The 26,120-nt window shown below is 76.7% G+C and carries 15 protein-coding genes and 1 pseudogene; 8 read left to right on the forward strand and 8 right to left on the reverse strand.

Annotated features, from left to right (window positions below; all coding sequences use genetic code 11):
• The first annotated feature begins 62 nt into the window (after positions 1-62).
• Entirely contained in the window at positions 63-929 is an 867-nt protein-coding gene (locus tag ACFY0O_RS02780) for a DMT family transporter (protein WP_388941904.1), read from the forward strand.
• A gap of 14 nt (positions 930-943) precedes the next feature.
• On the opposite strand, the gene ACFY0O_RS02785 is transcribed toward ACFY0O_RS02780, so the two are convergent.
• Together ACFY0O_RS02785 and ACFY0O_RS02790 are read right to left on the reverse strand one after the other, a co-directional pair.
• Positions 944-1,234 carry a hypothetical protein gene (locus ACFY0O_RS02785; protein ID WP_388941906.1) on the reverse strand — a complete coding sequence of 97 codons (291 nt, stop codon included), beginning with the start codon at positions 1,232-1,234 and terminating at the stop codon, positions 944-946.
• A 900-nt stretch (positions 1,235-2,134) separates the two neighbouring features.
• Entirely contained in the window at positions 2,135-2,626 is a 492-nt protein-coding gene (locus tag ACFY0O_RS02790; RefSeq protein ID WP_388941909.1) for an FBP domain-containing protein, read from the reverse strand.
• 101 nt (positions 2,627-2,727) lie between these two features.
• Here ACFY0O_RS02790 and ACFY0O_RS02795 point away from each other — a divergent pair, with 101 nt between their 5' ends.
• Together ACFY0O_RS02795 and ACFY0O_RS02800 are read left to right on the forward strand one after the other, a co-directional pair.
• Positions 2,728-3,297 (forward strand): TetR/AcrR family transcriptional regulator, encoded by a 570-nt coding sequence (locus ACFY0O_RS02795; protein WP_388941912.1) that lies wholly within the window; start codon positions 2,728-2,730, stop codon positions 3,295-3,297.
• Positions 3,246-4,553: a GDSL-type esterase/lipase family protein gene (locus ACFY0O_RS02800; RefSeq protein ID WP_388941914.1), complete on the forward strand. Its 1,308-nt coding sequence runs from the start codon at positions 3,246-3,248 to the stop codon at positions 4,551-4,553. The genes ACFY0O_RS02795 and ACFY0O_RS02800 overlap by 52 nt, the downstream gene beginning before the upstream one ends.
• Positions 4,554-4,566: 13 nt before the next feature.
• On the opposite strand, the gene ACFY0O_RS02805 is transcribed toward ACFY0O_RS02800, so the two are convergent.
• The 3 genes from ACFY0O_RS02805 to ACFY0O_RS02815 form a co-directional block, all read right to left on the reverse strand.
• Positions 4,567-5,145 carry a hypothetical protein gene (locus ACFY0O_RS02805; RefSeq protein WP_358895839.1) on the reverse strand — a complete coding sequence of 193 codons (579 nt, stop codon included), beginning with the start codon at positions 5,143-5,145 and terminating at the stop codon, positions 4,567-4,569.
• Positions 5,146-5,298: 153 nt separating this feature from the next.
• The gene (locus tag ACFY0O_RS02810) at positions 5,299-6,435 is read right to left on the reverse strand and encodes an agmatine/peptidylarginine deiminase (RefSeq protein WP_388941916.1); all 1,137 of its coding nucleotides are present in this window, start codon (positions 6,433-6,435) and stop codon (positions 5,299-5,301) included.
• A gap of 98 nt (positions 6,436-6,533) precedes the next feature.
• Complete coding sequence (locus ACFY0O_RS02815) at positions 6,534-8,090, reverse strand: APC family permease (RefSeq protein WP_388941919.1); 1,557 nt, start codon at positions 8,088-8,090, stop codon at positions 6,534-6,536.
• 166 nt (positions 8,091-8,256) lie between these two features.
• Between ACFY0O_RS02815 and ACFY0O_RS02820 the strand changes: the two genes are divergently transcribed.
• The gene (locus ACFY0O_RS02820) at positions 8,257-8,895 is read left to right on the forward strand and encodes a TetR/AcrR family transcriptional regulator (RefSeq protein ID WP_388941922.1); all 639 of its coding nucleotides are present in this window, start codon (positions 8,257-8,259) and stop codon (positions 8,893-8,895) included.
• A 90-nt stretch (positions 8,896-8,985) separates the two neighbouring features.
• Here ACFY0O_RS02820 and ACFY0O_RS02825 read toward each other — a convergent pair whose 3' ends face one another.
• The 3 genes from ACFY0O_RS02825 to ACFY0O_RS02835 form a co-directional block, all read right to left on the reverse strand.
• On the reverse strand, positions 8,986-9,342 hold the full coding sequence (locus ACFY0O_RS02825) for an NTP pyrophosphohydrolase (RefSeq protein ID WP_388942255.1): 357 nt from the start codon (positions 9,340-9,342) through the stop codon (positions 8,986-8,988).
• A gap of 67 nt (positions 9,343-9,409) precedes the next feature.
• Positions 9,410-10,636 carry an Ig domain-containing protein gene (locus ACFY0O_RS02830; RefSeq protein WP_388941925.1) on the reverse strand — a complete coding sequence of 409 codons (1,227 nt, stop codon included), beginning with the start codon at positions 10,634-10,636 and terminating at the stop codon, positions 9,410-9,412.
• Between the two features lie 113 nt (positions 10,637-10,749).
• Complete coding sequence (locus tag ACFY0O_RS02835; protein ID WP_388941928.1) at positions 10,750-11,643, reverse strand: LysR family transcriptional regulator; 894 nt, start codon at positions 11,641-11,643, stop codon at positions 10,750-10,752.
• Between the two features lie 513 nt (positions 11,644-12,156).
• Between ACFY0O_RS02835 and ACFY0O_RS02840 the strand changes: the two genes are divergently transcribed.
• The 4 genes and pseudogenes from ACFY0O_RS02840 (at position 12,157) to ACFY0O_RS02855 (ending at position 26,120) form a co-directional block, all read left to right on the forward strand.
• Positions 12,157-21,024, forward strand: coding sequence for an SDR family NAD(P)-dependent oxidoreductase (locus tag ACFY0O_RS02840; protein ID WP_388941930.1), 8,868 nt, complete (start codon positions 12,157-12,159; stop codon positions 21,022-21,024).
• Between the two features lie 46 nt (positions 21,025-21,070).
• Positions 21,071-22,462, forward strand: a pseudogene (locus ACFY0O_RS02845) (polyketide synthase); the annotation flags it as partial.
• Between the two features lie 24 nt (positions 22,463-22,486).
• Entirely contained in the window at positions 22,487-25,735 is a 3,249-nt protein-coding gene (locus ACFY0O_RS02850; RefSeq protein ID WP_388942258.1) for an acyltransferase domain-containing protein, read from the forward strand.
• Positions 25,725-26,120, forward strand: a complete 396-nt coding sequence (locus tag ACFY0O_RS02855; RefSeq protein WP_388941932.1) for an acyl carrier protein — start codon at positions 25,725-25,727, stop codon at positions 26,118-26,120. Before ACFY0O_RS02850 ends, ACFY0O_RS02855 begins: the two co-directional genes overlap by 11 nt.

Consider the following 26,120-nt stretch of genomic DNA (forward strand, 5'->3'; position numbering starts at 1 on the left):
GACGGGGGACACCGTGGTGGCGGTGAGGGGTGGGGCGGTGGGGGGTGGTGAGGATCGGGGGTATGGGCGTTGTCGTGCCGGTCGTCTTCGCGTTGTTCGCGGCGTTCAGCAACGCCCTCGCGACGGTCCTCCAGCGGCGGGCCTCGCTCACCGTGCCGCAGAGCGGGGGCTTCCGGTTCGGGTTGGTCCTCGACCTGGTGCGGCGGCCGTTGTGGCTCGGGGGGATCCTGGCGGTGATCGCGGCCGGGGTGGGGCAGGCCGTGGCGTTGGCCACGGGCGCGCTGTCGCTCGTGCAGCCCCTGTTCGTGCTGGAGCTGCCGCTCGCCCTGCTGATCGCCTCCCTGATGGCGCGGAGCCGGCTGCCGGGGGCGGTGTGGCTCGCCGTGGCGGCGGTGGTGGCCGGGCTGGGGGTGGTGCTCGTGGCCGCCTCGCCGGCGGGCAACCGTACGCACGTGCCGCTCGACCGGTGGGTGCTGACGCTGCCGGCGTGCGCGGGGGCGGTGGCGGCGCTGGCCGTGGCGGGGCTGCGGCGGCCGCCCGGGCGGATGCGGGCGGGGTGCCTGGGCGCGGCCACCGCCATCTGTTACGCGCTGACCGCCGCCCTGATGAAGTCGGCCGTGCACGTCCTGGGCGCGGGCGGGGTCGGGGCGTTCGTGACGGCCTGGGAGACGTACGCCTTCGCCGCCGCCGGGATCTGCGCCGTCCTGCTCCTGGAACACGCGATGCAGGGCGGCCCGCTCGTCGCCTCCCAGCCGGCGCTGACGCTGGGCGACGCCGGGGTCAGCATCGCCCTGGGGGTACTGCTCTACGAGGAGCACCTGCGCACGCACTGGTGGCTGCTCCCCCAACTGCTCGGCCTGGCCCTGATCTGCGCCGGGGTGCTGGCCCTGGCCAGGTCGGGAGGGGAAGAGGGGGCGGAGGCGACGTAGGCGGGGGGCGGGTGTCACAGGGCGACGAGGATGACCGCTGCCGCCTTCGCGTCACGGACGAGGGTGCTCCACTTGCCGTCGGCCGCCAGGGCGGGGCGCGGGGGCACGACGGTGTTCCCGGAGCCGGGCATTCTCGAGGCCGCGAACACGCCGGGGGCCACGCGGACGGCGCCCGCTTCCATGGCGGCGGCGAGGAGGGAGACGCGGTGGATCCGGGTGGTCCGGCTGGTCTGGGTGGTTTGGAGGGTCTGGGTGGTTTGGAGGGTCTGGGGGCTGCGGGTGATGTGGGGGGCGGTCTGGCTCATGGGGGGCTCCTGCCGGGTGGTGACGGGTGCCGTGGGGGTCGGCCTCCTGTCCTCCATTGGGCCGCGATCCGGGTGTCCCGTCACGTCCCTGCAGTTCGGGGCTTGACGGCCGTCCGGGTGACGTGCGGGGGGGGTGGCGGGTGGCCAGCTGGGCGCAGCCGCCGGAGTCCGGCCGAGGCCGGCAGCCGCGGCGAACGGAGCGCGCTGTGGGACTCCACTGCGGCGGCGCGTGGGGGCTGGGTGCGCCGCGCTGCTGCCGGCGGTGTTCGGGGCGGCTCCCGGTCCCCCGCCGTCCCTCTCGTCGTCTGGGCCGGGGGACGCGGGGCGGCTGCCCCTGCGGATCACGGAGATCGTAGGCAAGCCCGGGTACCGGCATGCCCAGTGGGGCTGCTGCGGACCGGGCCGGATGGCGGACCGGTGGTCCGCGCCGTGTTCCCGGACCAGTTCTTCATCCCGGATCCACACGGACCACCGGAACGACAACCTCGTGGGCGGCCGCAGGTCGTCCCGTACGAGGTGACGTCGACGGTGAGGACGGTGGCGGCGGGCGAGCCCACGGCGGTGACCGTGACGGCCGCGGCACCGTCGCCGCCGGCTCCGCCCCACGGCCGCCGCTACGGGGGCCAACCGGGCCGGGCGGCTGCCGCGCGGCCACGAAGGGGACCTGCGGGTGGCGTCGTACACCTGACTCTTTCGTGAGTAGTACGCCAGGCTGATCCTCCAGGTCAGCCGCAACCTGGGCGCCAGCTTGGGCATCTGCCTGATGGTCGTCGTCACCGGCAGCCGGCGGTGCGGCCCTGCGGGCGCCCTCTCCAGCGGCAGCGGCCTCGCCCTCGTCGGCGCCGCCCTGCGGGAGGCACCCGAAGGGGCCCGGGCTCGGGCGGTCAGGCGGTCAGGCGGTCAGGCGGTCACCTTGGAGAGGAACGCGGCGAGGTTGGCCACGGTGCGTTCGATCTTCTCCTCCAGTTCGAGCGTCTCGTGGAGCCGCGCGCCCGCGCCCGCCTCCTTCATCCCGCGCACGTACAGCGAGCAGGCGAGGTCGTCGCACATGTACACGCCGACCGAGTTGCCCTGCTGCCCGGCCTTGCCGGCCTTCGGGGCCACCATCAGGGACACGCCGCCGTCGTGGCCGGTCATGCAGATCCTGCACATGCTGCGCCGCGTCTGCCCGGCGGCCGCCACGGGGCGGCGCAGGGCGAGGGCGCTGACCCGGCCCGCGGTCTCGGTGACCAGGTAGGCGCGGCCCGGGGACTGGGGGTCGCGCCAGCCGAGGTAGTCCAAGTGCTCCCAGGGGCGGTCGGCGAGGTCGTGCGGGACGGCCAGGCGCTTGGCCTCGCCCTTGGTGCAGTTGACGAAGGCCGCGCGGATCTCTTGTTCGGTCAGTGGCTTCATGCGGAGCACGCTAATTTGCCTAATAGTTTTAGGCAAACGCATAATCAGCGTAGGCGGCCGGTGGGTGGTCCACCGGCCGGGCGGGAACGGTGAGGACGGCCATGGGGCGCATCGGGTTGACCACGGACCGCCTGGTGCGGGCCGGGGCGGAGCTCGCAGACGAGGTCGGCTTCGAGCACGTGACCCCCTCGGCGCTCGCCCGGCGGTTCGACGTCAAGGTCGCGAGCCTCTACTCCCACGTGCGCGGCTCCCGCGACCTCAAGGCGCGGATCGCCCTGCTCGCCCTGGAGGAGCTCGCCGGGCGCGCCGCCTCCGCTCTCGCCGGCCGCGCGGGCAAGGACGCCCTGACCGCCCTGGCGGACGTCTACCGCGACTACGCCCGTGAACACCCCGGCCGCTACGACGCGTCCCGGTTCCGCCTCACCGCCGAGGAGGCCGCCGCGAGCGCCGGCCAGCGCCACTCGGAGATGATGCGGGCGGTCCTGCGGGGCTACGACCTGGCGGTCCCGGACCAGACGCACGCCGTCCGGCTCCTGGGCAGCGTCATCCACGGCTACGTGAGCCTGGAGCTGGCCGGCGGCTTCAGCCACAGCACCCCCGACTCCCAGGAGAGCTGGTCATGGACCCTCGACGCCCTCGACACCCTGCTGCGCACCCGGGCGGCGAGGTGACCTCCCCCGCCACGGCGCCCCAGACCGCCGCGCCCCAGACCGCCGCGCCCCTGGCCGCCGCGCCCGTCACCGCGGACCTCCTGCGCGGGGCCCTCGACACCGAGGACACCGGCCGCGGCCTGCTGCCGCACCGGCTGCCCGCCCGGGCCCGGGCCCAGAACACCGACGGGCAGCTGGCCATGGCCGAGTCCCAGCCCTCCGGGGTACGGCTGGCCCTGCGCACCGCGGCGACCGTCGTCGAACTGGACGTCCTGCCCGTCAAACGGGTCTACGCGGGCGCCCCGCCGCGGCCCGACGGGGTCTACGAGCTCCTCGTCGACGGCCGCCCTGCCGGGCGGGCGACCGCGGCGGGCGGGGACACCCTCACCGTCTACCTCGCGACGGGCGGCCTCGAACACCGCAGGGGCCGGCCCGCCACGCTCCGCTTCGCCGGCCTGCCGGCCCGGATGAAGGACGTGGAGATCTGGCTGCCGCACGACGAGACGACCGAGCTCGTCGCCCTGCGCGCCGACGCCCCCGTCTCCCCCGCGCCCGCCCGCGGCCGCAGGGTGTGGGCGCACCACGGCAGTTCGATCAGCCAGGGCTCCGGCGCCACGGCCCCCACCGGCACCTGGCCGGCGCTCGCCGCCGCCCTCGGCGGGGTGGAGCTGGTCAACCTGGGCCTGGGCGGCAGCGCGCTGCTCGACCCGTTCACGGCCCGCGCCCTGCGCGACACCCCGGCCGACCTGATCAGCCTCAAGCTGGGCATCAACCTGGTCAACACCGACCTGATGCGGCTGCGCGCCTTCACCCCGGCCGTCCACGGTTTCCTCGACACCGTCCGCGAGGGCCACCCGGAGACCCCGCTGCTGGTGGTCTCGCCGCTGCTGTGCCCCATGCACGAGGACACCCCCGGTCCGACGGCCCTCGACATGGCCGCGCTCGGGGCGGGGCGGCTGCGCTTCCGGGCGACGGGCGATCCCGCCGAGCGCGCCGCCGGGAAGCTGACGCTCACCGTCATCCGCGAGGAGCTGGCGCGGATCGTGGCGCAGCGGTCGGCCGAGGACCCGCACCTGTACCACCTCGACGGCCGCGCGCTCTACGGGGAGGCCGACGCCGCCGAGCTGCCGCTGCCCGACGCCCTGCACCCGGACGCGGCCACCCACCGCCGGATCGGCGAGCGCTTCGCCGCCCTCGCCTTCGGGGAGGGGGGCTTCTTCGGCGGTTCCGGGCCGGCCGCGCCCGGCGGGAGGCCGGGCGGCGTCCGGAGGCGCTGAGCGCGCCGGGTGGTCAGCGGCGGCAGGTGTAGTGGGTCAGCCGGGAGCGGGCCTCCTTCTCGGAGATGCCGAGTGCGGTCCCGATGGACTCCCAGGACAGGTCGTCGGCCTCGGCGATGTAGGAGGCGTCACGGGCCACGCTCCGGGTGATGCGCTCCAGCGCCGCCACGGCCTTGAGGGCGGCCACCGGGGCCTGTCCGGCCAGGTTGTTGAGCCGGTCCTCGACGCGTTCGAGGAGGTCGGCCAGTTCGGCGGGGAGCGGCACGGTGCGGGCCTCGACCTCGCCGAGGTGGCGTTCCCAGTCGTCGCGCGGCCCTTCGATCACCTGCTCGTAGAGGCCCGACGGTGCCTCGGCGCCGGGGTCGATCGGATAGTGCGCGGCGCCGCGCCAGCCGCAGGCGCAGGCGGCGCGGGCGGCGGCGGCCCGGGGCCGGTCCGGGAGGCCGCTGTAGGCCCACCACTCCCGTGTCTGGCGCAGGCCCGATCCCGCGCCCGGGTCCAGGGGGACCGGGCCCGGCTCGGTGCCGTCCGCCAGGAGCGCACCGGCCCAGCCTTCGTGCGAGGCCCCGAACTCCTCCGCCGTCCACCCCATGCCCACTCCCCGTCAGCCGTCCCGCGCGGCCGCGCCGCCGGGGCGGCGGCCGCGTGCTCTCGCCCCACCCTGCCCACATCCGCGAGGGGCCAAGCGGCGTCCGCGGGCCGGTTCGCGGCGCGCGGGGCGCGCGCCGCGAACCGTGCGCCCCGGTCAGCGGGTGCGCGGCACGTGCTGGGTGACGCAGTGGACCCCGCCGCCGCCCCAGGCGAGGATCCGGGCGGGTGTGCCGACGACCTCCCGGCCGGGGAAGAGGGGGCGGAGCCGGTCGAGGGCCGCGGTGTCGGCGGCCGCCTCCCCGGACAGGGGGACGATCACCTGGCCGGCGGTCTGGTAGTAGTTGGTGTAGCTGAAGGTCTCCACCAGCAGGCCGTTCTGGCGGAAGTGCGGCTGCTGTTCCATCTCCACCAGGTCGAAGGGGCGCCCGCAGGCGTCGGTGGCGGCTTGCAGGACCGCCTTGTTGGCGGCCATCCGGGCGTGGTTGGGGCTGGTGGTGTCGGGCTGGGCGTGCAGCAGGATCCGGGCGGGGCCGAGGTAGGCGGCGACGAGGTCGACGTGCCCGTTGGTGATGGTGTCGCCGGCGAGTCCGTAGGGGAGCCAGATGAGCTTGGTGGCTCCGTAGGCGGCGAGCAGGGTGGCCTCGATCTGCGCCCGGGTCATCGTGGGGTTGCGGTTGGGGTTGAGCAGGCATTCCTCCGTGGTGACGAGGGTGCCCTGGCCGTCGGTGATGACGGAGCCGCCTTCCAGGACCATCGGGACGTCGCGGCGCTCCACGCCCAGTTGTGCGCAGACGCCGACCGGCAGGAGGTCGTCCTTGTCGTAGGGGTACTTGCCGCCCCAGCCGTTGAAGGCGAAGTCGAGTCCGATCCGGCGGGACTTGGCCGCGTCGAGGGCGAAGATCGGGCCGGTGTCGCGGGTCCAGCAGTCGTTGACGGGGTATTCGACGACGGTGACGGTGGGGCCGCACTGTGCGCGGGCCTCGTCGGTGCGTCCGGGGCCTGCGAACATCAGGACCGGCTCGGTGCGGGCGATGGCGCGGGCGATGCCGGCGATCTCGGCCTGGACCTCGGGCAGCAGGGAGCCCCAGCCGTCGGTGCGGTCCCAGGGCCAGGACATGACGCAGCAGGAGTGGTCCTCCCACTCGGCGGGCGCCGTGTACTTCTGCGCCGAAGCGGTGGTCGTGTCGGCGGCCAGGGCGCGGCCGCCGAGCAGGGTGGCGGCGGTGGCGGTGAGCGCGGCGGCTCCGAAGCCCCTGCGGGACATCGGCGCACGCATGTATGGCAGGTCCATGACATACCTCCTGGAGGGTGTGGGCGGGGTTGGGGTGGGGTGGTGCGGTGTGCGGTCCGGGGGCCGGCGCGGCGGGCGGGCGGCCCCCGGAGGGGTGGTCAGGAGAGCCCGGCCGCCGGTTCGGCGGAGCGGTCCGCGTCCGGCTCCGCGTCCGGGCGGGCCGCCTGGGGCTCCAGGGCGCGGAGCTTCTCCTGGGGGCGCCGGACCAGCAGGTAGAGCAGTCCGGCCGTGAGGACCACGCCGGTGCCCAGCAGTCCGGCCCAGATCTGGTACCAGGGGGCGCCGGGCGGGGCCAGGATCGCCCGCGGCCAGCAGACGTCGGCCACCTCGAAGGCCGTCCAGAGCACCGCGAGCACGTTCAGGAAGGTGCCCTTGCGGCCCAGCCGGATGTGGCCGGACGGCACCCAGGTGCCGCGCAGCCGGGCGATGAGCGCGGCCAGCGAGACCAGGAAGAACGGCAGGAAGGTGGCGGCCGTGCCGAAGGCGATCAGGCTGCCGATGGCGGTGGCGTTCAGGCCCAGGAGCAGGGCGGAGCAGCTGACGGCGGTGGAGGCCACCAGTCCGCCGATGGGCGCCCGGCGCCGGTTGACCCGGCGGACCCGGGCGGAGAAGGGGAAGACGCCGTCGCGGGCGAGGGAGTAGACGCCTCGGGCCGCTCCGCCCTGGGAGGCCATGGCGCAGGCGAGGAAGCCGATGAGCACGACGAGGACGAAGGGCTTGTCGGACCAGGAGCCGAAGGAGGTGACCACGGCGGTGGTCACCGGGTCGAGGTCCCGGCCGGCCACGACGGCCGCCGGGTCGGGGTGGGCCAGGGCCACCGCCATGGCGTTGAGGATCACCACGGTGCCGACGCTCAGCAGGGCCCACCACATGGCGCGCGGTACCTGCCGCCCGGCGTCCTTGGTCTCCTCGGCCGTCGAGACGCAGGCGTCGAAGCCGATGAAGCCCCAGCCCGCGACCGCCAGGACGGCGAGGAAGGCCGAGACCGTGGAGCCGCCCGACAGTTGCTCGGCGCCGAGGGTCTCGGTGAAGAGGGAGAAGCCGTGCTTGCGGAAGAACAGCAGCAGGCTGAAGCCCACCAGCACCGAGGCCACGGCTTCGGCGGCGATGCCCAGGGAGACGAAGAGGCTGAGGATCCTGATGCCGAAGGCGTTGACCAGCATGCAGCCCAGCAGGATGGCGGCGGCCACCGCGACCATCGCCGCGGGCGTGGGCGTGACCCCGGCGAGGGCGAAGACCCAGGGGGCGGCCAGGTAGGCGACGGTGGTGTTGCCGAACATGACGGCGAACTGCCACACCCAGCCGCTCATCCAGCCGAACGAGGGCCCGAGCAGCCGGCGCCCCCACTGGTAGGGGCCGCCGGCGAGCGGCCATTGGGAGGCCAGTTCGGAGTAGACGTTGACCACCAGGCACTGGCCGAGCAGGACGACCGGCAGCGCCCACACCCAGGCCGGGCCGGCGATGGTCGTCCCGACCATCGAGACGGCGTAGAGGGCGACCACGGGCGAGACCACGGCGAAGCCCATGGCGATGTTGCCCAGGACGCCGAGACTGCGGCGCAGCTCCTGCTCGTAGCCGAGGGCGCTCAGCCGGGCGGCGTCGCCGTCCTGCGGGGTGGCGGTGGCGGGTCTGCCGCCGGTGGAGGGTTCTGGCACGTGACACCTCGGAGGGCAGGGGGAGCCGCCCGGGGCCCCGGCGCGCTCCCCGAACTTAAATCTAACCTTGTTAGGTAACGGGGTTGCGGGGACGTTAACGCGCCCTCGGCCCCTTGGGAAGACCTGCCGACGGGTAACCTGGCGCCGGAAGAGGGGGAGTGCCGCCGTGGGCCGACCGAGCCAGCCGCTGCTGAGCCGCGCGATCATCGCGCGCGCCGCACTGGAACTGCTCGACGAGGAGGGCGCGGACGCCCTCAAGATGCGGTCGCTGGCCGGCCGGCTCGGGGTGCGGGGAGCTTCGCTCTACCACCATGTCGCGTCGAAGGAGGACCTGCTCGACGCGGCGTCGGAGCTGCTGAACGAGGAGATCGACCTCGGCCCGCTCCAGGACCCCGAGTGGCGCCGGGGCATCGCCGAGTACGCCCGCGGGTACCGCCGGGTGTACCTGCGGCACCCCCACATGATCGCGCTGGTCGCGCGCCGCCGGGTCGAGGCCGACCGCGCGCTCCTCGGCTACGACGCGCTGCTGGGCGCGCTCGTCCGGGCGGGCTGCACGCCGGCGGGGGCGGCCGAGGCCGCGGCGGCCCTGGACTACCTGGTCCTCGGCTCCGCCCTGGAGACCTTCACGGCGGGCTTCACCCGCGCCCCGGCCGACTACCGCCCCGGGTATCCGGCCCTCGCCGACTCCCTCGAAGCGACCGGCTCCGGCCCCGGCGGCCTGGACGGCCTGGACGACCGCGGCTTCGAGCTGGGCCTGCGCCTCGTCCTGGACGGCCTGGCCGCCCAGTTGGCGGACGCGGGCTGACGGGGGCGGGACACGCGGGCGCCGCGGCCCCGGGCCGCGGCGGTCGACGCCTCCCCCTGCCGCCGTCGCCGTCACGGCGTGCGGCCGGGCTCAGGCGGGCCGGACCGTGCGGGGGCCCGCGCAGGTGACGCCGTACGCGCCTACCCGCGCGCGCAGCTCGCGGTCCGCGGTGACGACCGTGCAGGGCCGGTCGGCGTGGGCGGCGGCGAGTTCCACGATGAGGTCGTCCCCGCTGCCGGACGCGGACTCCACGCGCACGCCGGGTACGGACTCGACCCCGCGGGCGGCTCCCTCGACGACGAGGATGACCTCCTCACCGGCGTCGCGCGCCGCGAGCCGGTCCCGCAGCCGCTCGGCCGCCCCCTTCCGGTCGCGCCACCACCCGTCGGGCACCGACCCGACCACGTTGGCGGCGTCGACGATCAGTACCGGCGTCTCTTGCTCGATCACGGTCGGTGATTCTGCCACGCCGCCGCCCTGGAACCGACGGTCCAGTGGTGCGGGGGTCCGGGGGTCAGAGCCAGGAAACGGTCAGGGAGAAGGACGTGCCCGCCGCGGCTCCCGTGGAGTCGGTCGCGGTGGCGGTGATCCGGGTGGTGCCGACGCTCCAGGGTTTGCCGGTGACCCGGCCCGAGGCGGGGTCGAGCACCAGGCCCCAGGGGAGGGCGGTCGTGGCGTAGCGGACGGGGGGCGTGCCGCCGGTGGTGGTGAGCTGGATGGCGCAGGGCTGGTTGAACTTGCAGGTCTGCGGGCCGGGGTCGGGGAAGCCGAGGGGGCCGGGGGTGGGGGTGGGGGTCGGCGTGGGGGTGGGGGTCGAGGTGCAGGCGGGGGTGGCTTCCGGGGGGAGGGGGACCTGCCAGATCTGGGGGTCGTTCTCCGAGCCGACCAGGAGGTGGGCGCAGTCCGCGTAAGTGATCGTCTCGCCCTGGGCCTGGGACGGGAGGGGGACGTCCGCGAGCTTGGTGCCCGCCGTGTCGTAGACGGTGGCCGTGTTGGCGCCCAGGGGGCCGCCGCTGCGCAGGGCGTACGAGGCGCCGGTCGGGGAGAAGGCGCCGTCGGTGGCGAACGCCGGGGCGGGGCCCACCGGGGTGAGGGTGTTGACCTGGCCGGTGAGCGGCGGGAGCGGGGCCTGGTACAGGCGGCCGGGGGCGCCGATGAGCTTGCTGGCGATGTGGATCCGGCCGGTGGCCGGGTCGGCGAGGAGGGACTCCGCGTCGTGCCGGCCGTCGGCGTAGGCGAAGCGGTAGGTGGTGGGGGTGACGGTGGCGTTCGTGAGCTGTTCGGGTTCCGGGAAGCTGTGGACCGTGATCTCCGAGCGGCCGGCGAAGTTGTCGCCGATGTCTCCCACGAGGACGGCCGGACCGCCGGTGACGGCGTCCTTGGCGAGGGTCAGGCCTTCCCAGTCGGTGTTGGTGACGCCGGCGAGCGTGAAGGTGGCCTTGAGGGTGCCGGTGGGGCCGGTGCAGTCGATCGCGAAGACCTGGTTGGTGTTGCCGCTGTCGTTGACGGCGTAGAAGACGCCCGGGTGCCGGCGGCTCGTCGCGAGCCCGCTGAACTCGGTCAGGCCCGGGGGGAGGGTGCACTTCTTCTCGGCCGCCGCGGTACCGGCGGCCGGTGCGGGGGTCTGGGCGGGCGCCGCGGCGGCGTCCGCGCCGGCCGCCCAGGCCAGGGCGGGCAGGAGCGTGGCGAGGGCCGCGGTCGCGAGGGCGGCCGCCCGCGGGGGTGTCAGGAGTCGGGGCATGCGGACCATGGGAGTGGGGGACGGCGGACATCGCCAGGGGCCGGCGCCGCCCGTTCGAGCATCGTTCAATGCCGGGCGGGCATGGCGCCGTCCGGCATGCCCGGCGCGCCCGTTCAACGCGCCGGTTCGCGGACCGGGGCCTTGCGGCCGGCGTGCGCGATGAAGGCGCGGGCCGTGCGGCTCAGCGGGCGGCGGGGGTGGGCGATGCCCACCGGACGCAGCAGGGGCGGGGAGAAGGAGCGGATCTCCGCCCGGGTGCCGAAGGCCCGCGCGACGACGTCCCGGTACCAGATGAGGGAGCCGCGCCCGTCCGTCACCCCCGTGACCCAGGCGAGCCGTTCGTCGACCTCCAGGGAGGGAACGGGCCGCACGCCCATGCAGCTGAACATGGCCTCCATCTCGGTGCGGCGGCCCGTCCCCGGGGTCGGCAGCACCATGGGGAGGCCGTCGAGCATGCGCAGGGGCACCGGGTCGGGCAGGCGGGTGCCGATCGGGGAGATCAGGACCACCTCGCGTTCCTGGATGAAGTGCGAGGTCAGCTCGGTGTCCACCGGCAGGTCCACGAGCGCCAACTCGGCGCGCCCCTGGTTGAGTTCCTGGACCAGAGCCTCCCTGCTGTCGTGCTGCCGCACCTTGACCTCGGCACCGGGCCGTCCGGTGGTGAAGGCCGTGACGAGGTCGGTGGCGAGGTCCAGGGCGAGCGTGGGGGTGGTGACCAGGGTGAGGGCGGCCTGCGGCCCGCGGCCCTGGGGGCTCCCGATGTCGTCGATGGCCTCCACCGCGTTGAGCACGGTGCGGGCCAGCCGGACGACCCGGGCCCCCTCCGGCGTGAGGTCCACCCCCCTTCCCCGCCGGGCCAGCAGTTCGACGCCGAGGTCGCGTTCCATGGCCTGAACGGCTCTTGACAGGGCGGACTGGGCGACGAAGACGGAGGCGGCCGCGCCCGTGATGGACCGGCAGTCGGCGACGGCGACGAGGTAGCGGAGTTGCGCGAGGGTGGGGGTCATGAGCGGACGGTAACGGCGTCAGCATGCCGCCGTAAGGGCCACCGGATGAACAACTGCACGATTTCCGGAGCCCGTTCATACCGGATGGGCGGCGACGCATGCCGGTGCGGCATGAGCCGGTGGCGCCACCGTGCGCCCGCGCGTGCTCCGGCGTACGAACCCCCGGCGGCCGATGCCGCTGGTCAGACGGAGAGGACCGCCGGGCGGCCGGCACCGACGGGCCGCACGAGGACCCCTGAGTGCTCCGGGGGCGCGAAGCGGGGTATTCCGCATGGCTGTTGACAGTGCGCGACGCCGCTCGCACGATGCATCGCGGCGCCGGGAGCTTTGACCCTCGTTCAATCCGGTTCACATCCGTGCTCCCGCCGCCCGTGTGTGCTCCCCGCGGCCCCCGTGATCCCAGCCGCCGCCTCACCGCGCCACCGCACGCCTCACCGCACGTCTCACCCCGCTCTCCCCCGTTCTTCCGCCCTGTATTGCGCCATGTCACACAGCACTGGAAGAGGAGCGTCCGTGACCCCTCCCCCGCAGTCCGCCGCCATCCGGGATCTGGTCGTCGTGGCCAGCCCGTTCGAGGAGCCGCATGCCCGGGTCGTGAGCGCCGCCGCGCGTGCCGGTGCGCTGGGGCTGCTCGACCTCGGCCGGGACCCGGACGCCGCGCGACAGGCCTTCGACGAGCTGGCGCGGTGGCTCGGCCGCGGTGCCGGTGCGAGCGGTGGCGGTGGCGGTGGTCTTGTCGGCAGCGGTGGCAGTGGCAGCGGCCGGTACGGCGTGCGGGTGCCCGCGGGCTGCCCGATCGGGCCGGACGGGCTGCCGCCCCAGGTGGACACCGTACTGCTGGCCGACCCGGCCCGGCACACCCCGGACCAGGTGGCCGCCTGGGCCCGGGCGGCGGGGCGGCCCCGGATCTGGGCCGAGGTCACCAGCCCGCAGGAGGCGGCCGCCGCGGTGGCCGCAGGAGCGGAGGCGCTCGTCGCCAGGGGGCACGAGGCCGGCGGCCGGGTCGGCGGGACCACCTCCTTCGTACTCCTGCAGCAGCTGCTCGGGGACTCCGGGCCCGGGGTGCCCGTGCGGGTCTGCGGGGGGATCGGGCCGCACACCGCGGCCGCCGCGGTGGCGGGCGGCGCCGCCGGAGTGCTGCTCGACGCACAACTCGCCCTGACGGCCGAGGTGGAGGAGGCGTTACCCGCCGAAGTGGCGGCGGTGCTCCGGGCCATGGACGGGTCCGAGACCCGACTGGCCGACGGGCACCGTGTGTTCACGCGGCCCGACCTGTCCCCGCCAGAGGGACCCGTACCCGCTCTGCTCGGCGCCCGCTCCCTGCGGGCGCAGCTGCTGCCGGTCGGGCAGGACGGGGCCTCGGCGGCCCGGCTGGCCGCCCGCCACCGGACCACCGGCGGGGTGGTCCAGGCCGTACGGGCGGCCGTCACCGGGCACCTTGAGGCCGCCGTACGGGCCCGGCCGCTGGAGCGTCCGTACCCCGTGGCGCAGGGTCCGATGACCCGGGTGAGCGATCAGGCGGCCTTCGCCGAGGCCGTCGCCGCCGCGGGCGGGCTGCCGTACCTGGCGCTCGCGGTGATGGAGGGCCCCGACGTGCGCGCCCTGCTGGCCGGGACCGCCGCACGGCTGGGGGACCGCCCCTGGGGCGTCGGCCTGCTCGGCTTCGCCCCGGAGGCGTTGCGGCGGGAGCAGCTCGCGGCGGTGGCCGCCGCCCGCCCCCCGTACGCGATCATCGCGGGCGGTACCCCGGCGCAGGCGGCGCCCCTGGAGGCGGCCGGAATCCGGACCCACCTCCACGTGCCGTCGCCGGGGCTGCTGGAGCGGTATCTCGCCGAGGGGGCGCGGCGGTTCGTCTTCGAGGGGCTGGAGTGCGGCGGGCACGTGGGGCCGCGGGCCTCGTTCCCGCTGTGGGAGGAGCAGATCGAACTCCTGCTGTCCTGCCCCGAACCACGGGAACTGGACGTGCTGTTCGCGGGCGGCATCCACGACGAGCGCTCCGCCGCCATGGCGGTCGCGGCCGCGGCGCCGCTGGCCGCGCGGGGCGCGAGGGTCGGCGTTCTGATGGGCACCGCCTACCTGTTCACCCGCGAGGCCGTGGACTGCGGGGCGGTGCTGCCCGTCTTCCAGCGGACGGCGGTGGAGTGCGCGGAGACCGTCCTGCTGCACACCGCCCCCGGCCACGCCACCCGCTGCGCCCCGACCCCGTACACCGGCGCCTTCGAGGCCGTGCGGCAACGGCTCACGGCCGACGGCACCGAACCGCGCACGGTGTGGGAGGAGCTCGAACGACTCAACCTGGGCCGCCTGCGCCTCGCGGCGAAGGGCCTCCGGCGGCGGACCGGGGAGCCGGGCGGCGCGGGGCCCGAGGAGGCCCGGCCCGAGAGCGCAGGGGCCGAGGACGCCCGGCCCGAAAGCGCAGGGGCCGAGGACGCCCGGCCCGAGAGCGCCGGGTCCGGATCGGCGGGCGTCGCGGGGCCTGGGGGCATCGGCGGAGCGGAGGGTGCGGGGGCGGAGGCAGGCGCTGGGCCGGGAGGCGCCAGGCCGGGCAGCGGCTCCGGCCGGCTTCCCGTGGCCGGCCCGGGCGGCGGGGCCCTCCCGGCCGGCGTGACGGGCCCTGCCGGGGCGGACCGTCGGCTGGAGGCCGTGGACGAGGAACAGCAGTACGCCGAGGGGCTGTTCATGCTGGGGCAGGCCGCCGCACTGCGGTCCGCCACCACCACCGTCGCGGAGCTGCACGCCCAGGTGACCGAGGGCGCGACGCGCTTCCTGGAGCGGCGGGCCCGGGAGCTCCTCGGCCCGCAGGAGCGGGAGGCGGCCGGGGCCGCCGCCGGGCCGTTGGAGGTCGCGATCGTCGGCATGGCCTGCGCCTACCCCGGCTCCCCCGACCTCGCCGCCTACTGGGCGCGGATCCTGGACGGCACGGACGCCGTCACCGAGGTGCCGGCCGAGCGCTGGGACCCGGCCCTCTACTACGATCCCGACCCCGCGCGGGCGGGCGAGCGCACCCCTTCGCGGTGGGGCGGCTTCCTCGGCCCGGTGCCCTTCGACGCCCTCGCGCACGGCATCCCGCCCGCCTCCCTGGCCGGGATCGAACCCGTCCAGCTGCTGGCCCTGGAGATCTCCGCGCGGGCCCTCGCCGACGCCGGCTACGACAAGGCACGGGAGTTCGACCGCTCCCGAACGGCGGTGGTCTTCGGCGCGGAGGCCGGTACCGAGCTGGCGGGCGCGTACGGGCTGCGCGCCCTGCTGCCGTCCTACCTGGGCGCGGTCCCCGCCGGGCTGGACGGGCAGCTCCCCCGCCTCACCGAGGACTCCTTCCCCGGCGTCCTCGCCAACGTCATCGCGGGCCGCGTCGCCAACCGGCTCGACCTGGGCGGCGCCAACTGCACGGTCGACGCGGCCTGCGCGTCCTCACTGGCCGCCCTGGACCTCGCCTGCCGCCAACTGCGCGACGGTGACGCCGACATGGTGCTGTGCGGCGGCGCCGACCTGCACAACGGCATCAACGACTACCTGATGTTCTCCTCGGTCCGCGCCCTCTCCCCCGGAGGCCGCTGCCGGCCCTTCGACACCGCGGCCGACGGGATCGCACTCGGCGAGGGGGTCGGCGTCCTCGTGCTCAAGCGCCTCGCGGACGCCGAGCGGGCCGGCGACCGGGTGTACGCCGTGGTCAAGGCCGTCGGCTCGGCCAGCGACGGGCGCTCGCTCGGCCTGACGGCGCCCCGGCCGGAAGGGCAGCGCCGGGCGCTGGAACGGGCCTACGCGCGGGCCGGGATCAGTCCGGGGGAGGTGGGGCTGGTGGAGGCGCACGGAACTGGCACGGTCGTCGGCGACAGTACCGAACTGACGGTCCTCACCGAGCTGTTCACCGAGGCCGGGGCCGCGCCCGGCTCGTGCGCGCTGGGCTCGGTGAAGTCGCAGATCGGGCACACCAAGTGCGCGGCCGGGCTGGCCGGGCTGATCAAGGCGGCGCGGGCGGTCCACGCGGGCGTACGGCCGCCCACGCTGCACGTCGAGGCACCGAACCCGGCCTGGCGGGAGGCGGACAGCCCCTTCTTCTTCGACGCGCAGGCCCGGCCGTGGGCGGTGCCCGCGGGGAGGCGGATCGCCGGGGTGAGCGCCTTCGGTTTCGGCGGCACCAACTACCACGCGGTGCTGGCCGGTTACGAGGGCGCGCCGGAACCGGCGCACGGGCTGGAGGAGTGGCCGGCCGAGCTGTTCTGCTTCCGGGGCGAGGACCGGCGGGCGGCGGGCCGGGTGATGGCGCGGCTCGCCGCCCGGCTGGAGGAGAACGACGCGGCCGGACGGCCGTGGGCCCTGCGGGACCTCGCGGCGGAGGCGGCCGCCTCGGGCACGGGCCCGGTCCGGGTCGCGGTCGTAGCCGGGGACCTGACGGAGCTCGCCGCCCGGCTGGAGCGGGCCCGGGCCTTCGCTCCGGGCGCGGGGGTCCACGTGCGGGAGGAGGGGGCGGCGGCGGAGGCTGCGGAGCCGGGCGGGGTGGCCTTCCTCTTCCCCGGGCAGGGCAGCCAACGCCCGGGGATGCTAGGTGAGTTGTTTACGGCCTTCCCGGCGTTGCGCGGGCTGCTGGACGAGGCTCCGGCGGACGTCGTCCGGGCGGTGTTCCCACCGGCGTCCTTCGGCGCCGAGGGGCGGGCGGCGCGGCGTGCGGCGGTCACCGACACCCGGGTGGCCCAGCCGGCCCTGGGCCTGGCGGGGGCCGCCGCGCACCTGCTGCTCGGCCGGCTCGGCGTGCGGCCGGACGCCGTGGCGGGGCACTCGTACGGGGAGCTGACCGCGCTGTGGGCGGCCGGGGTGTACGGCATGCCGGAGCTGCTGCGGCTGAGCGTGCGCCGGGCGGAGGCGATCCTGGCGGCCGCCGGAGCGGATCCGGGGACGATGGCGGCGGTGTCGGCGGCCCCGGAGGAGGTGCGGGGGATCGCGGAGCGGGCCGGGTGCGTGGTCGCGAACCACAACGCGCCCCGCCAGTGCGTGGTTTCTGGCCCGGCGGCGGCGGTGGAGCGGGTGGTCTCCGCGCTGCGGGAGGCCGGGCTGTCGGCGCAGCCGATCCCGGTGGCCTGCGCCTTCCACAGCGAGGTGGTGGCGGGGGCCGCCGGGGCGCTCGCCGCCGAGCTGGCCGGTACGGAGCTGGGCGGGGCCGTGGTGCCGGTGTGGTCGAACACCACGGCCGCGCCGTACCCGGCCGACGCCGACGGCGTACGGGCCCTGCTGGCGCGGCAGGTGGCGGAGCCGGTCCGGTTCGTGGAGCAGGTGGAGGCCATGTACGCGGCCGGGGTGCGGACGTTCGTGGAGGCGGGCCCGGGGCGGGTCCTCTGCGGGCTGGTCGGCCGGATCCTCGAGGGCCGGCCGCACACGGTGGTCCCGCTGGACGTGCCGGGTGAGCACGGCCTGGTGCGGCTGGTGACGGCCCTGGCGGAACTCGTGGCGGCGGGTGTACCGGTGGACCCGGAGGCCCTGTTCCGGGGCCGGACCCGGCGGCTGCCGGAGCGTGCGCCGAACCGGCCGGGCTGGCTGGTCGACGGCCACCTGGTCCGCACCGCCGCCGGCGCTCCCGTCCCCGGCGGCCTGCACCCGGCCCGCCGACTCCCGCTGCCGACGCCGGTTCCCGCGACGGCGCCCGGCGGGCCGTCCCCGCACCCGCCCGGACCCTGGACGGCACCCGGCGGCACGGCGACCCGCCCGGCCGAACCCTGGACCGCGCCGGGCGGGACAGCGGCGTACCCGTCCAATCCTTGGACCGTGCCTGACGGTTCGACGGACCACCCGGCCCCACCCTGGGCCACACCCGGCGGAACAGCATCCCACCCATCCGCCCCTTGGACCGCGCCCGGCGGCACGACGGACCATCCGGCCCCACCTTGGGCCACGCCGGGTGGGACAACAGCCCACCCCTCCGACCCCTGGGCCACACCCGGCGGCACGACGGACCGCCCGGCCGATCCTTCGAACACACCTGGCGGGACGATGGACCACCCGACCCAGCCCCGGCCCACACCCGGCGGGGAAGCAGCCCACCCCTCCGACCCCTGGAACACACCCGGCGGCACAACGGACCGCCCGGCCGAACCCTGGACCACACCCGGCGTCACGGCGCGCCGCCCGGCCGAACCCTGGACCACGCCTGGCGGGCCGGTGCCCCACCCATCCGCTCCTTGGACCACGCCCGGCGGCACGACGGACCACCCGACCCAACCCTGGACCACACCCGGCGGGACAGCAGCCCACCCCTCCAACCCCTGGGCCACGCCCGGCCGGACGGCGGCCCACCCAGCCGAGTCCGGGATGACGCCGGACGGGGCGGCGGCCTACCCGGCCGGTCCTTGGACGGCCCCGCCCGGGGCGGACTCGGCCGGCCACTGGACGACCGTGAACGGGTCGGGTGTTCCGGTGGCCGACCGCCGGGCGGCCGCGGAGGGGGTGGAGGGCCACTCCCCCGACCCGCGAACACCCCTGCCCGCGACGGGTGTTCCGGCCATGGGTGAACGGATGGCGCCGCACGGGGTGACGGGGTACCCGCCCGACTTCGGGAAAGCGCTGAACGGGGCCGCGCTCCTGTTCGCCGGCTCCCCCAGCGCGCCGGCCTGGGCGGAGCCCCAGCCGCCCGGGGTCCGGGACGCCCCCGCGTGGGCGGCGGTCGACCCTTCCGGACTCCCGACGGCTCCGCACTGGGCTGGTGGGCCGTCGGCCGGCCCCCGGGACGCGGCCGTACTGGAGTACCTGCGCGGGGCCCGCGAACTGATCGCCGCGCAGCGGGAGGTGCTGGTGGGGTACCTGGGGGCGGGGGCCTTCCCTGCCGGGCAGGCCGGTGCGGCCTGGAGGGGTGAACCGCCGGTGGCCGCGTCCGGTACGGCCCGTGCGCCGTCGGCGGCGGACCAAACCGCCTGGGCGCAGGCCGCTTCCGCGGCGGCACCGCCGGACGCCGGGGGCATGCGGATGCCCGTGCCCGTCACGGAGGCCGGCGCCCAGGCGGCGGCCGGGCCGTGGGCGGCAGCGGCGGAGCCCGCCGCGGGGTGGGGTCCGGACGGGGGTACCCCGACCGGCCCCCTGCCCTGGACGCCACCGGCGGGCTCGGGCACCGGCTGGATCCCCGTGCCCGCAGTGGAAGCCGGGGCCTGGTCGGCGGTCGCGGACCCCGCCGTCGGCTGGACGCCGACGGGCCCGGGGGACGGGTGGACGCCCGCGGCCGGCGCCGGTGGTGCCGCGGCGCCCGCACCTTGGGCGGCGCCGGCGGCCTCCGCCGACGGGGCCGGACCGGACCTGCCGCCCGGAGGGGCGGGCTCCGGCGGCGCGGGACCTCGTACGGCCGAGGAGGTCATGGAGGTGGTGCTGGAGATCGTCCAGACGCGGACCGGCTATCCCCCGGACATGCTCGACCCCGGGCTGGACCTGGAGGCGGACCTGTCCATCGACTCCATCAAGCGGGTCGAGATCATCGGCGCCCTCGCCGACCGCATCGGTCTCCCCCGGGACACCGGAGGGTCCGAGGGGACGGCGGTCGAGGCGCTGTCCAGGATCAAGACCTTGCGCGGAATCGTGGACTGGGTCGTCGCCCACGCGGGCGGCACGGAACCCGGCCGCTCACCGGAGCCGGGCGCAGCCGCCTTCCCGCTCCCCACCCCGACCCCGACCCCGACCCCGTCGCCGGACCCGTGGTACGCCCCGGCCGCAGACCCCGGCCCCGGTCCCGGCCCCGCCGGGACCGCCCCGCCCCCGGACGGGACACAGCCTCCGGCCCCCGCCGGAGTGAGCGTCGCCGGCACGGATTCACCCACAGCCGGGGATTCCGCCGGAGGTACGGCGGCCGTCCCGGCCCAGGCCCCCGCAGCGGGTCAGGGCGCGGCCGCCTGGGACGGCGGTCCCCCGGGCGGCGCCGTGAGGCCCGGTCCGGTGCGGGGGGTCGAGGGTGTCCCGGACCCTGGGGTTCGACGCGGTCCGGGGGCGGTCGTGCGGCTTCGGGTGGATCTCGTTCCCGTGGAGGCGGCCGACGGGGATCCCGGGCGGCTGCGCGGGCTGCGCGTCGGGGTCGTCGGGGACGGGCAGGGCGTGGCCGATGCCCTCGCCGGGGTGCTGCGGGAGCACGGGGCCGAGGCGGGGGTGCTCGGGGCCGCAGAGGGCGGGTGGGACGGGATCGTCGACCTGTCCGGGCTGCGCGGCGGCACGGAGCCTGTGCTGCCCGGGGCCTTCGCCGGGCTGCGGCGGGCCCTGGTCGGCGGCGCCGGGCGGCTGGTGCTCGCCGGTGTGCCCGGTGCGGCCGGGGCCGGCCTGCACGGGTTCGCCCGCAGCGCCGCCCTGGAGTTCCCCGGCACGCTGGTCCGTGCCGTGGAGGTCCACCCCAAGGAGGAGCCCGGGCGGATCGCCGCCCACCTGCTCGCGGAACTCGGCGGCGTGCCCGGCGACGGCGGGCCCGTCTCCGTCGGGTACGCCCTCGACGGGACCCGGTTCGTCCGCCGCCCGGTGCCCGCTCCGCTGTACGCGGCCGGTGAGCCCGCGGCGCCCCTCGGCCCGGACTCGGTGGTGCTGCTCACCGGCGGGGCCCGCGGCATCACCGCCCGGACCGCCCTGGCGCTGGCCCGGGCCACCGGGTGCCACGTCGAGCTGCTCGGCCGCACCCCCCAACCCCCGCCCGTACCCGAGGAGTTCGGGCAGGCCCGGGACCGGGTGGCGCTGCGTGCCGCGCTGATCGCCTCGGGGCTGCGGACCCCCGCCGAGATCGAGGCGGCGGCCTCGCGGATCCTCGCCGAGCGGGAGGTGCGCGCCACCCTGGCCGCCCTCGCCGGTGTGGCGGCGTCGGTCCGCTACCACCGCGCCGACGTCACGGACGAGGACGCGGTACGGGCCGTCGTGGCGGACGTACGGGCCCGGCACGGACGCCTCGACGGGCTGGTGCACGGCGCGGGCCTGCTGCGGGACGGGCTGCTGCGCGACAAGCGGCCGGAGGACTTCGCGGGGGTGTTCGCCGCCAAGGTGGCCGGCGCCCGGCACCTGGCCGCAGCGGCCGCCGACCACGGGGACGGCCCCGCGCCCCGGTTCCTGGCCCTGTTCGGCAGCGTCGCCGGGGTGTACGGCAACCGCGGGCAGAGCGACTACGGCGCCGCCAACGACGCCCTGGACTGCCTCGCGCACACCTGGGCGCGGTCCTTCCCGGGCCGGGTGCTGGCCGTGGACTGGGGTCCGTGGGCGGCGGAGTCGGGCGGCATGGTGACGCCCGAGCTGGCGCGCGCGTACGCCGGGCGCGGGATCCCGCTCATCGATCCGGACGCCGGGACCGCCGCGTTCCTCGCCGAACTCGCCCACGGGAGCGACGTACAGGTGGTCCTGATGGCGGCGGCACCGGTTCCGGCGGCGGGGGGCGGCGATGAGTGAGCGGCGGCGGCCCGGCCCGCGGCCGTCCGACGCGGCGATCGTCGGGATGGGCGCGGTGTTCCCGGGTGCCGGAGACCTGGCCGCGTACCGGCGCAACCTGTTCTCCGGCGCGGACTGCGTCGGAGACGTGCCGCCGGAGCGGTGGGACCCGCAGGTGTACTACGAGCCGGAGGGTCCGGGCGCGGGGCGGCCGGTGGCCGGTGACCGGTTCTACTGCCGGCGCGGCGGGTTCGTGGACGGCCTTGCACGGTTCGACCCGACCCGGTTCGGGATCATGCCGGCCGCCGTGGAGGGGGCGGAGCCGGACCAGCTGCTGGCCCTGCACGCGACGGCCGAGGCGATCGCGGACGCGGGCGGTGAGGTGCGACTGCCCGCCGACCGCTCCCGCATCGGTGTGGTGCTGGGGCGCGGCGGGTTCATGGGCGTGGCCACCGCACGGCTGGACCAACGGGTGCGTACGGCACACCAGTTGGCTCAGACGCTGCGTGAGCTGGCGCCGGAGCTCGGGGAGCGGCGGATCGCGGAGGTGCGGTCGGCGTTCCAGGCGGCGCTGGGTCCGGAGCGGCCCGACGCGTCGATCGGCCTGGTGCCGAGCTTCACCGCCGCGCGGACCGCGAACCGGCTGGACTTCCGCGGTCCCGCCTACACGCTGGACGCGGCCTGCGCCTCCTCGCTGCTGGCCGTGGACCAGGCGGTGGGTCTGCTGGCGGCCGGGCGCTGCGACGTGGTGGTCGCGGGCGCGGTGCACCACTGCCACATCGCCACCCTGTGGAGCGTGTTCACGCAGCTGCGGGCGCTGAGCCCCAGCGAGCGGATCCGCCCGTTCGACCGGCGGGCGGACGGGACGCTGCTGTCCGAGGGGACCGGGGTGGTGCTGCTGAAGCGGCTGGCGGACGCGCGGCGGGACGGCGACCGGGTCTACGCCGTGGTCCGCGGGACGGGGGTGGACGGGGACGGCCGGGCGGCGAGCCTGATGAGCCCGCTGGTCGCGGGTCAGGTGAGGGCGCTGGAACGGGCCTGGCGGGAGGCCGGGCTGGATCCGCGGGAGCCGGGCGCGCTGGGGCTGCTGGAGGCCCACGGCACGGGTACCCCGGTGGGCGACACGGCCGAACTGGACACGCTGACCCGGGTGTTCGGGCCGCGCGGGCGGGGTGAGGGGCCGGGTATCGGTCTCGGGTCGGTCAAGTCGATGCTCGGGCACACCATGCAGGCGTCCGGCATGGCGGGGCTGATCAAGGCGGCGCTGGCGGTGCACGAGGGGGTGCTGCCGCCGACGCTGCACCTGGAGGACCCGCACCCGGACCTGGCCCGGACCCGGATGCGGCCGGTGACGGCCGCCGAGCCGTGGGAGCGGGGGGCCGGGCCGCGCCGGGCCGGGGTCAACGCCTTCGGTTTCGGCGGGATCAACGCGCACGTGGTGCTGGAGGAGGTGCCGGCCGCCGGCCGCCCGGTGGCGTTGCCGGTGCGCAGGTTCCTGCCCCCGGCGGGACCGGCCGCACCGGTGGGGACTCCGGGCGCGCCCGGCGACGTGCTGCTGCTGGCGGCGGACGATCCGGCCGGGCTGGCGGCCCTGCTGGCGGCGGACGCTCCGGTGTCCGGCGGGGAGGGGCCCTGCCGGCTCACGGTGCTCGGGCCGACTCCGCAGCGGCTCGCGCTGGCCGCGAAGGCGGTGGCGCGCGGGCGGGCCTGGCGGGGGCGCGGGGACGTGTGGTTCGCCCCGGAGCCGCTGGGCGGGCGCACCGCGTTCCTGTTCCCCGGCCTGGAGCCGGAGTTCGCCCCGGTGGTGGACGACGTGGCGGAGCTCCTCGCCCTGCCCCGGCCTCGGCTCGGGCGGGGTGACGGGCTGGTGGAGCGGGCCCTGGACGCCCTCGCGACGGGCCGCTTCTTCGCCCGGGTGCTGCCGGAGCTCGGCATCGGGGCCGATGTGCTGGCCGGACACAGCCTCGGGGAGTGGGCGGCGATGGTCGCCGCCGGCCTCTACCCGCAGGAGGCGGCGGACGCCTTCCTCGACTCGCTGCGGCCGGGCTCGCTGAAGGTGCCGGACCTGGTGTACGCGGCGCTGGGCTGCGGTGCGGGGCGGGCGCGCGCGGCGCTGCACGGCCTGGACCGGGTGGTGGTCAGCCACGACAACTGCCCGCACCAGTCGGTGGTCTGCGGTGAGCCGGACCAAGTGGCGGCGGTGGTCGCGCGGTTGCGGGGGGAGGGGGTGCTGGGCCAGGAACTGCCGTTCCGTTCGGGGTTCCACACGCCGATGTGGGAGCCCTACCTCGGGCAGGTCCGCGCCGCCTTCGCCCGGCTGCCGCTGCGGCCGGGCGGGGTGCCGGTCTGGTCGGCCACGACCTGCGCGCCGTTCCCGTCCGGGGAGGCGGAGGTGCGGGAGCTGGTGGTGCGCCATCTCCTGGAGCCGGTCCGCTTCCGCGAGTTGACGTTGCGGCTGTACGAGGAGGAGGGCGTGCGCAGCTTCGTCACGCTGGGGCCGGGCAGCCTGCCGGGGTTCGTCGAGGACACGCTGCGCGACCGCCCCCACGTCTCGGTGGCCGCCTCCTCGCCCCGCCTGACGGGACGCGCGTCCCTGAACCGTCTCTGTGCGGCCCTCTGGGCGGAGGGCCGCTCCCCCGACTGGGCCCGCCTGGCGGTCTCGTCCTCGCAGGCCGCGCCGGGGTGCGGGCCGTCCCGGGGCGGGCCGGGAGGGCCGGCCGCCCCGGCAACACGGTCGCCGGCGCACACCGCGCCCGCGCCCGGGCCCGGCCCGGGCTCCCCGGCGAGCGCGGGCGACACCGGGCCGGCCGTGCGGGCCGGCGCCCCAGGGCGCGCCGTGCCCCTGGACCTCGGATCACCGCTGGTCCGCCTGGGCGATGCAGCCCGGACCGCCCTCGGTGGCCTGCTGACCGCGCCGACGGCGGGCCCGGCCGGCCCGGCGGCCCGGGCGGCCGCGCGGGGCGTTCCGGCCGGGCCCCGGCCGGTCCCGTCCTCGCCCGTTCCCGCGCCCGCCGGGATCCCTCCCGTGCCCGGCACGGGAACGGGCGGGCGGCCGCCGGGATCGGGCCCCGCCCCGGCAGCCGGCGCCGCACCAGCACAGCCCCGCAGTGCCGGACGGGTACTGGGCAGGCTCGGCCTGCGGGTCTCGCTCGCCTCGCTGCCCTACGTGCGCGACCACTGCGTGTACCTCCAGCCCGACGGCTGGCCCGAGGACTCCGACCGGTTCCCGGTCGTGCCCATGACCACGATGCTGGAGCTGGCGGCCGACGCCGCCCGCCGGTACGCCCCCCGCGGCCTCGTCGTCACCGGGTTCGACGACGTACGGGCCCTGCGCTGGCTGCCCGTCGAGCCGGCCCTGGACGTCGTGGCCGAGGTCCGCGACGAGGGGCCCGGGCGGCTCCGGGTGGCGATCGGGGAGTACGCCTCCGTCGTCGTCCTCTTCGGCGCGCGGTACGAGCGGCCGCCCGCCCCCGACACCACGCCCCTGCGCGACCCGGGGCCCGCTCCGGTCGGCGCGGCGGCGCTCTACCGTGACCGGTGGATGTTCCACGGTCCGCGCTTCGCCGCCGTGCACGAGGTGCGCACGGTGGCCGCGGACGGCATCGAGGGGATCATACGGGCGCTGCCCGACCCGGGTGCCCTCCTCGACGCCGCCGGCCAGCTGTTCGGGCACTGGATGCAGCTGCGGCTGCCGGTGGACCGGCTGGTTTTCCCGGCCACCGTCGACCGGATCCGCTTCCACGGGGCGCCCCCGGCCCCCGGGGAACTCCTGCGGGTCACCGCCCGGGTCCGCGGGGTGCGGGAGGTCTCCGTGCGCGGGGACCTCGAACTCGTCCGGGCCGACGGCGGGGTGTGGGCCCGGATCGAGGGGTGGACGTACCGCAGGTTCGGCGCCGACGAACGGGTCTGGCCGATGAAGTTCACCCCCGAGGTGTGCGGCATCGGCGAGCCCCAGCCGGGCGGTTGGTGCCTGGCCCGGCGGCGCTGGAGCGATCCCGCCTCACAGGAACTGGTGATGCGCCGCTACCTGGGCGCGGCCGAACGGGAGGCGTACGGGCGGCTGTCGCCGCGGGCCCGGGCGCCCTGGCTGCTGGGGCGGATCGCGGCCAAGGACGCCCTGCGGCAGGTGCTGTGGGACGGGGGCGCCGGGCCGGTGTTCCCGGTGGAGGTGCCCGTGGGCAACGATTCCGCGGGCCGTCCGCTGGCGTTGGGCCCGCTCACCCGGGGGCTCGGGCTGACGATCGCGCACAAGGACCGGGTCGCGGTCGCCCTCGCCGGGCCCGGGCCGGCGCCGGGGATCGACGTGGAGGCGGTGACCGCGGACCCGGACGCGCTGGTCCGGATCGCGCTGGGTCCGGGTGAACTCCCGCTGGCCGAGGCCCTGGCCGCCGCCCGGGGCACGGGGCTGCCCGCCGCGCTCACCGCCCTGTGGTGCGCCAAGGAGGCCGCCGCCAAGGCGGAGGGGCGCGGGCTGGGCGGCCGGCCGCGGGACTGGCGGGTCCGCGCGGACCCGGACGGCGGCCCGGACGGGGGCGGACTGCTGGTGCGCTCCCCCGACGGGCACCCGTACCCGGTCCGCACCACCCTGCTGTCCGCCACCCCGCCCCCCACCGTCCCGCCCGGCGCCGCCGCTCTCACCACCGCGCCGCCCGACCACGTCGTCGCCTGGACCGCCCACGGCCGGGCGACCGGCGTCCCCTTCGACCTCAGGGAGACACACCATGGCATCTGACGTCCTCGCCGAGATCACCGGCATGCTGGTGGAGATCGTCGGCGACGAGTACCTCCTCGCGGACGAGGTGACGATGAAGACGACCTTCAACGAGGACCTCGCCCTGGAGAGCGTCGAGTTCGTCGCCCTGGCCGAGGCGCTGCACCACCGCTACGGGGCGGAGGTGGACCTGATGGGCTTCCTGGCGGAGAAGGACATGGAGGCGATCCTGGCGATGTCCGTGGGTGAACTCGTCACCCACATCGGGCGGATCACCCACCGCTCGCTCGCCCGCACCGCGTCCGCTCCCCCATCCGGCCCCACGTCGCCGACCGGCCCCGCATCCTCGTCCGGCCCGGCGTCGTCCTCGTCCGGCCCCGCGTCCTCTCCCGTCGCGGCCGGCTGA

This window comes from Streptomyces sp. NPDC001594, assembly GCF_042893675.1.
In the GTDB taxonomy this organism is placed as follows: domain Bacteria; phylum Actinomycetota; class Actinomycetes; order Streptomycetales; family Streptomycetaceae; genus Streptomyces.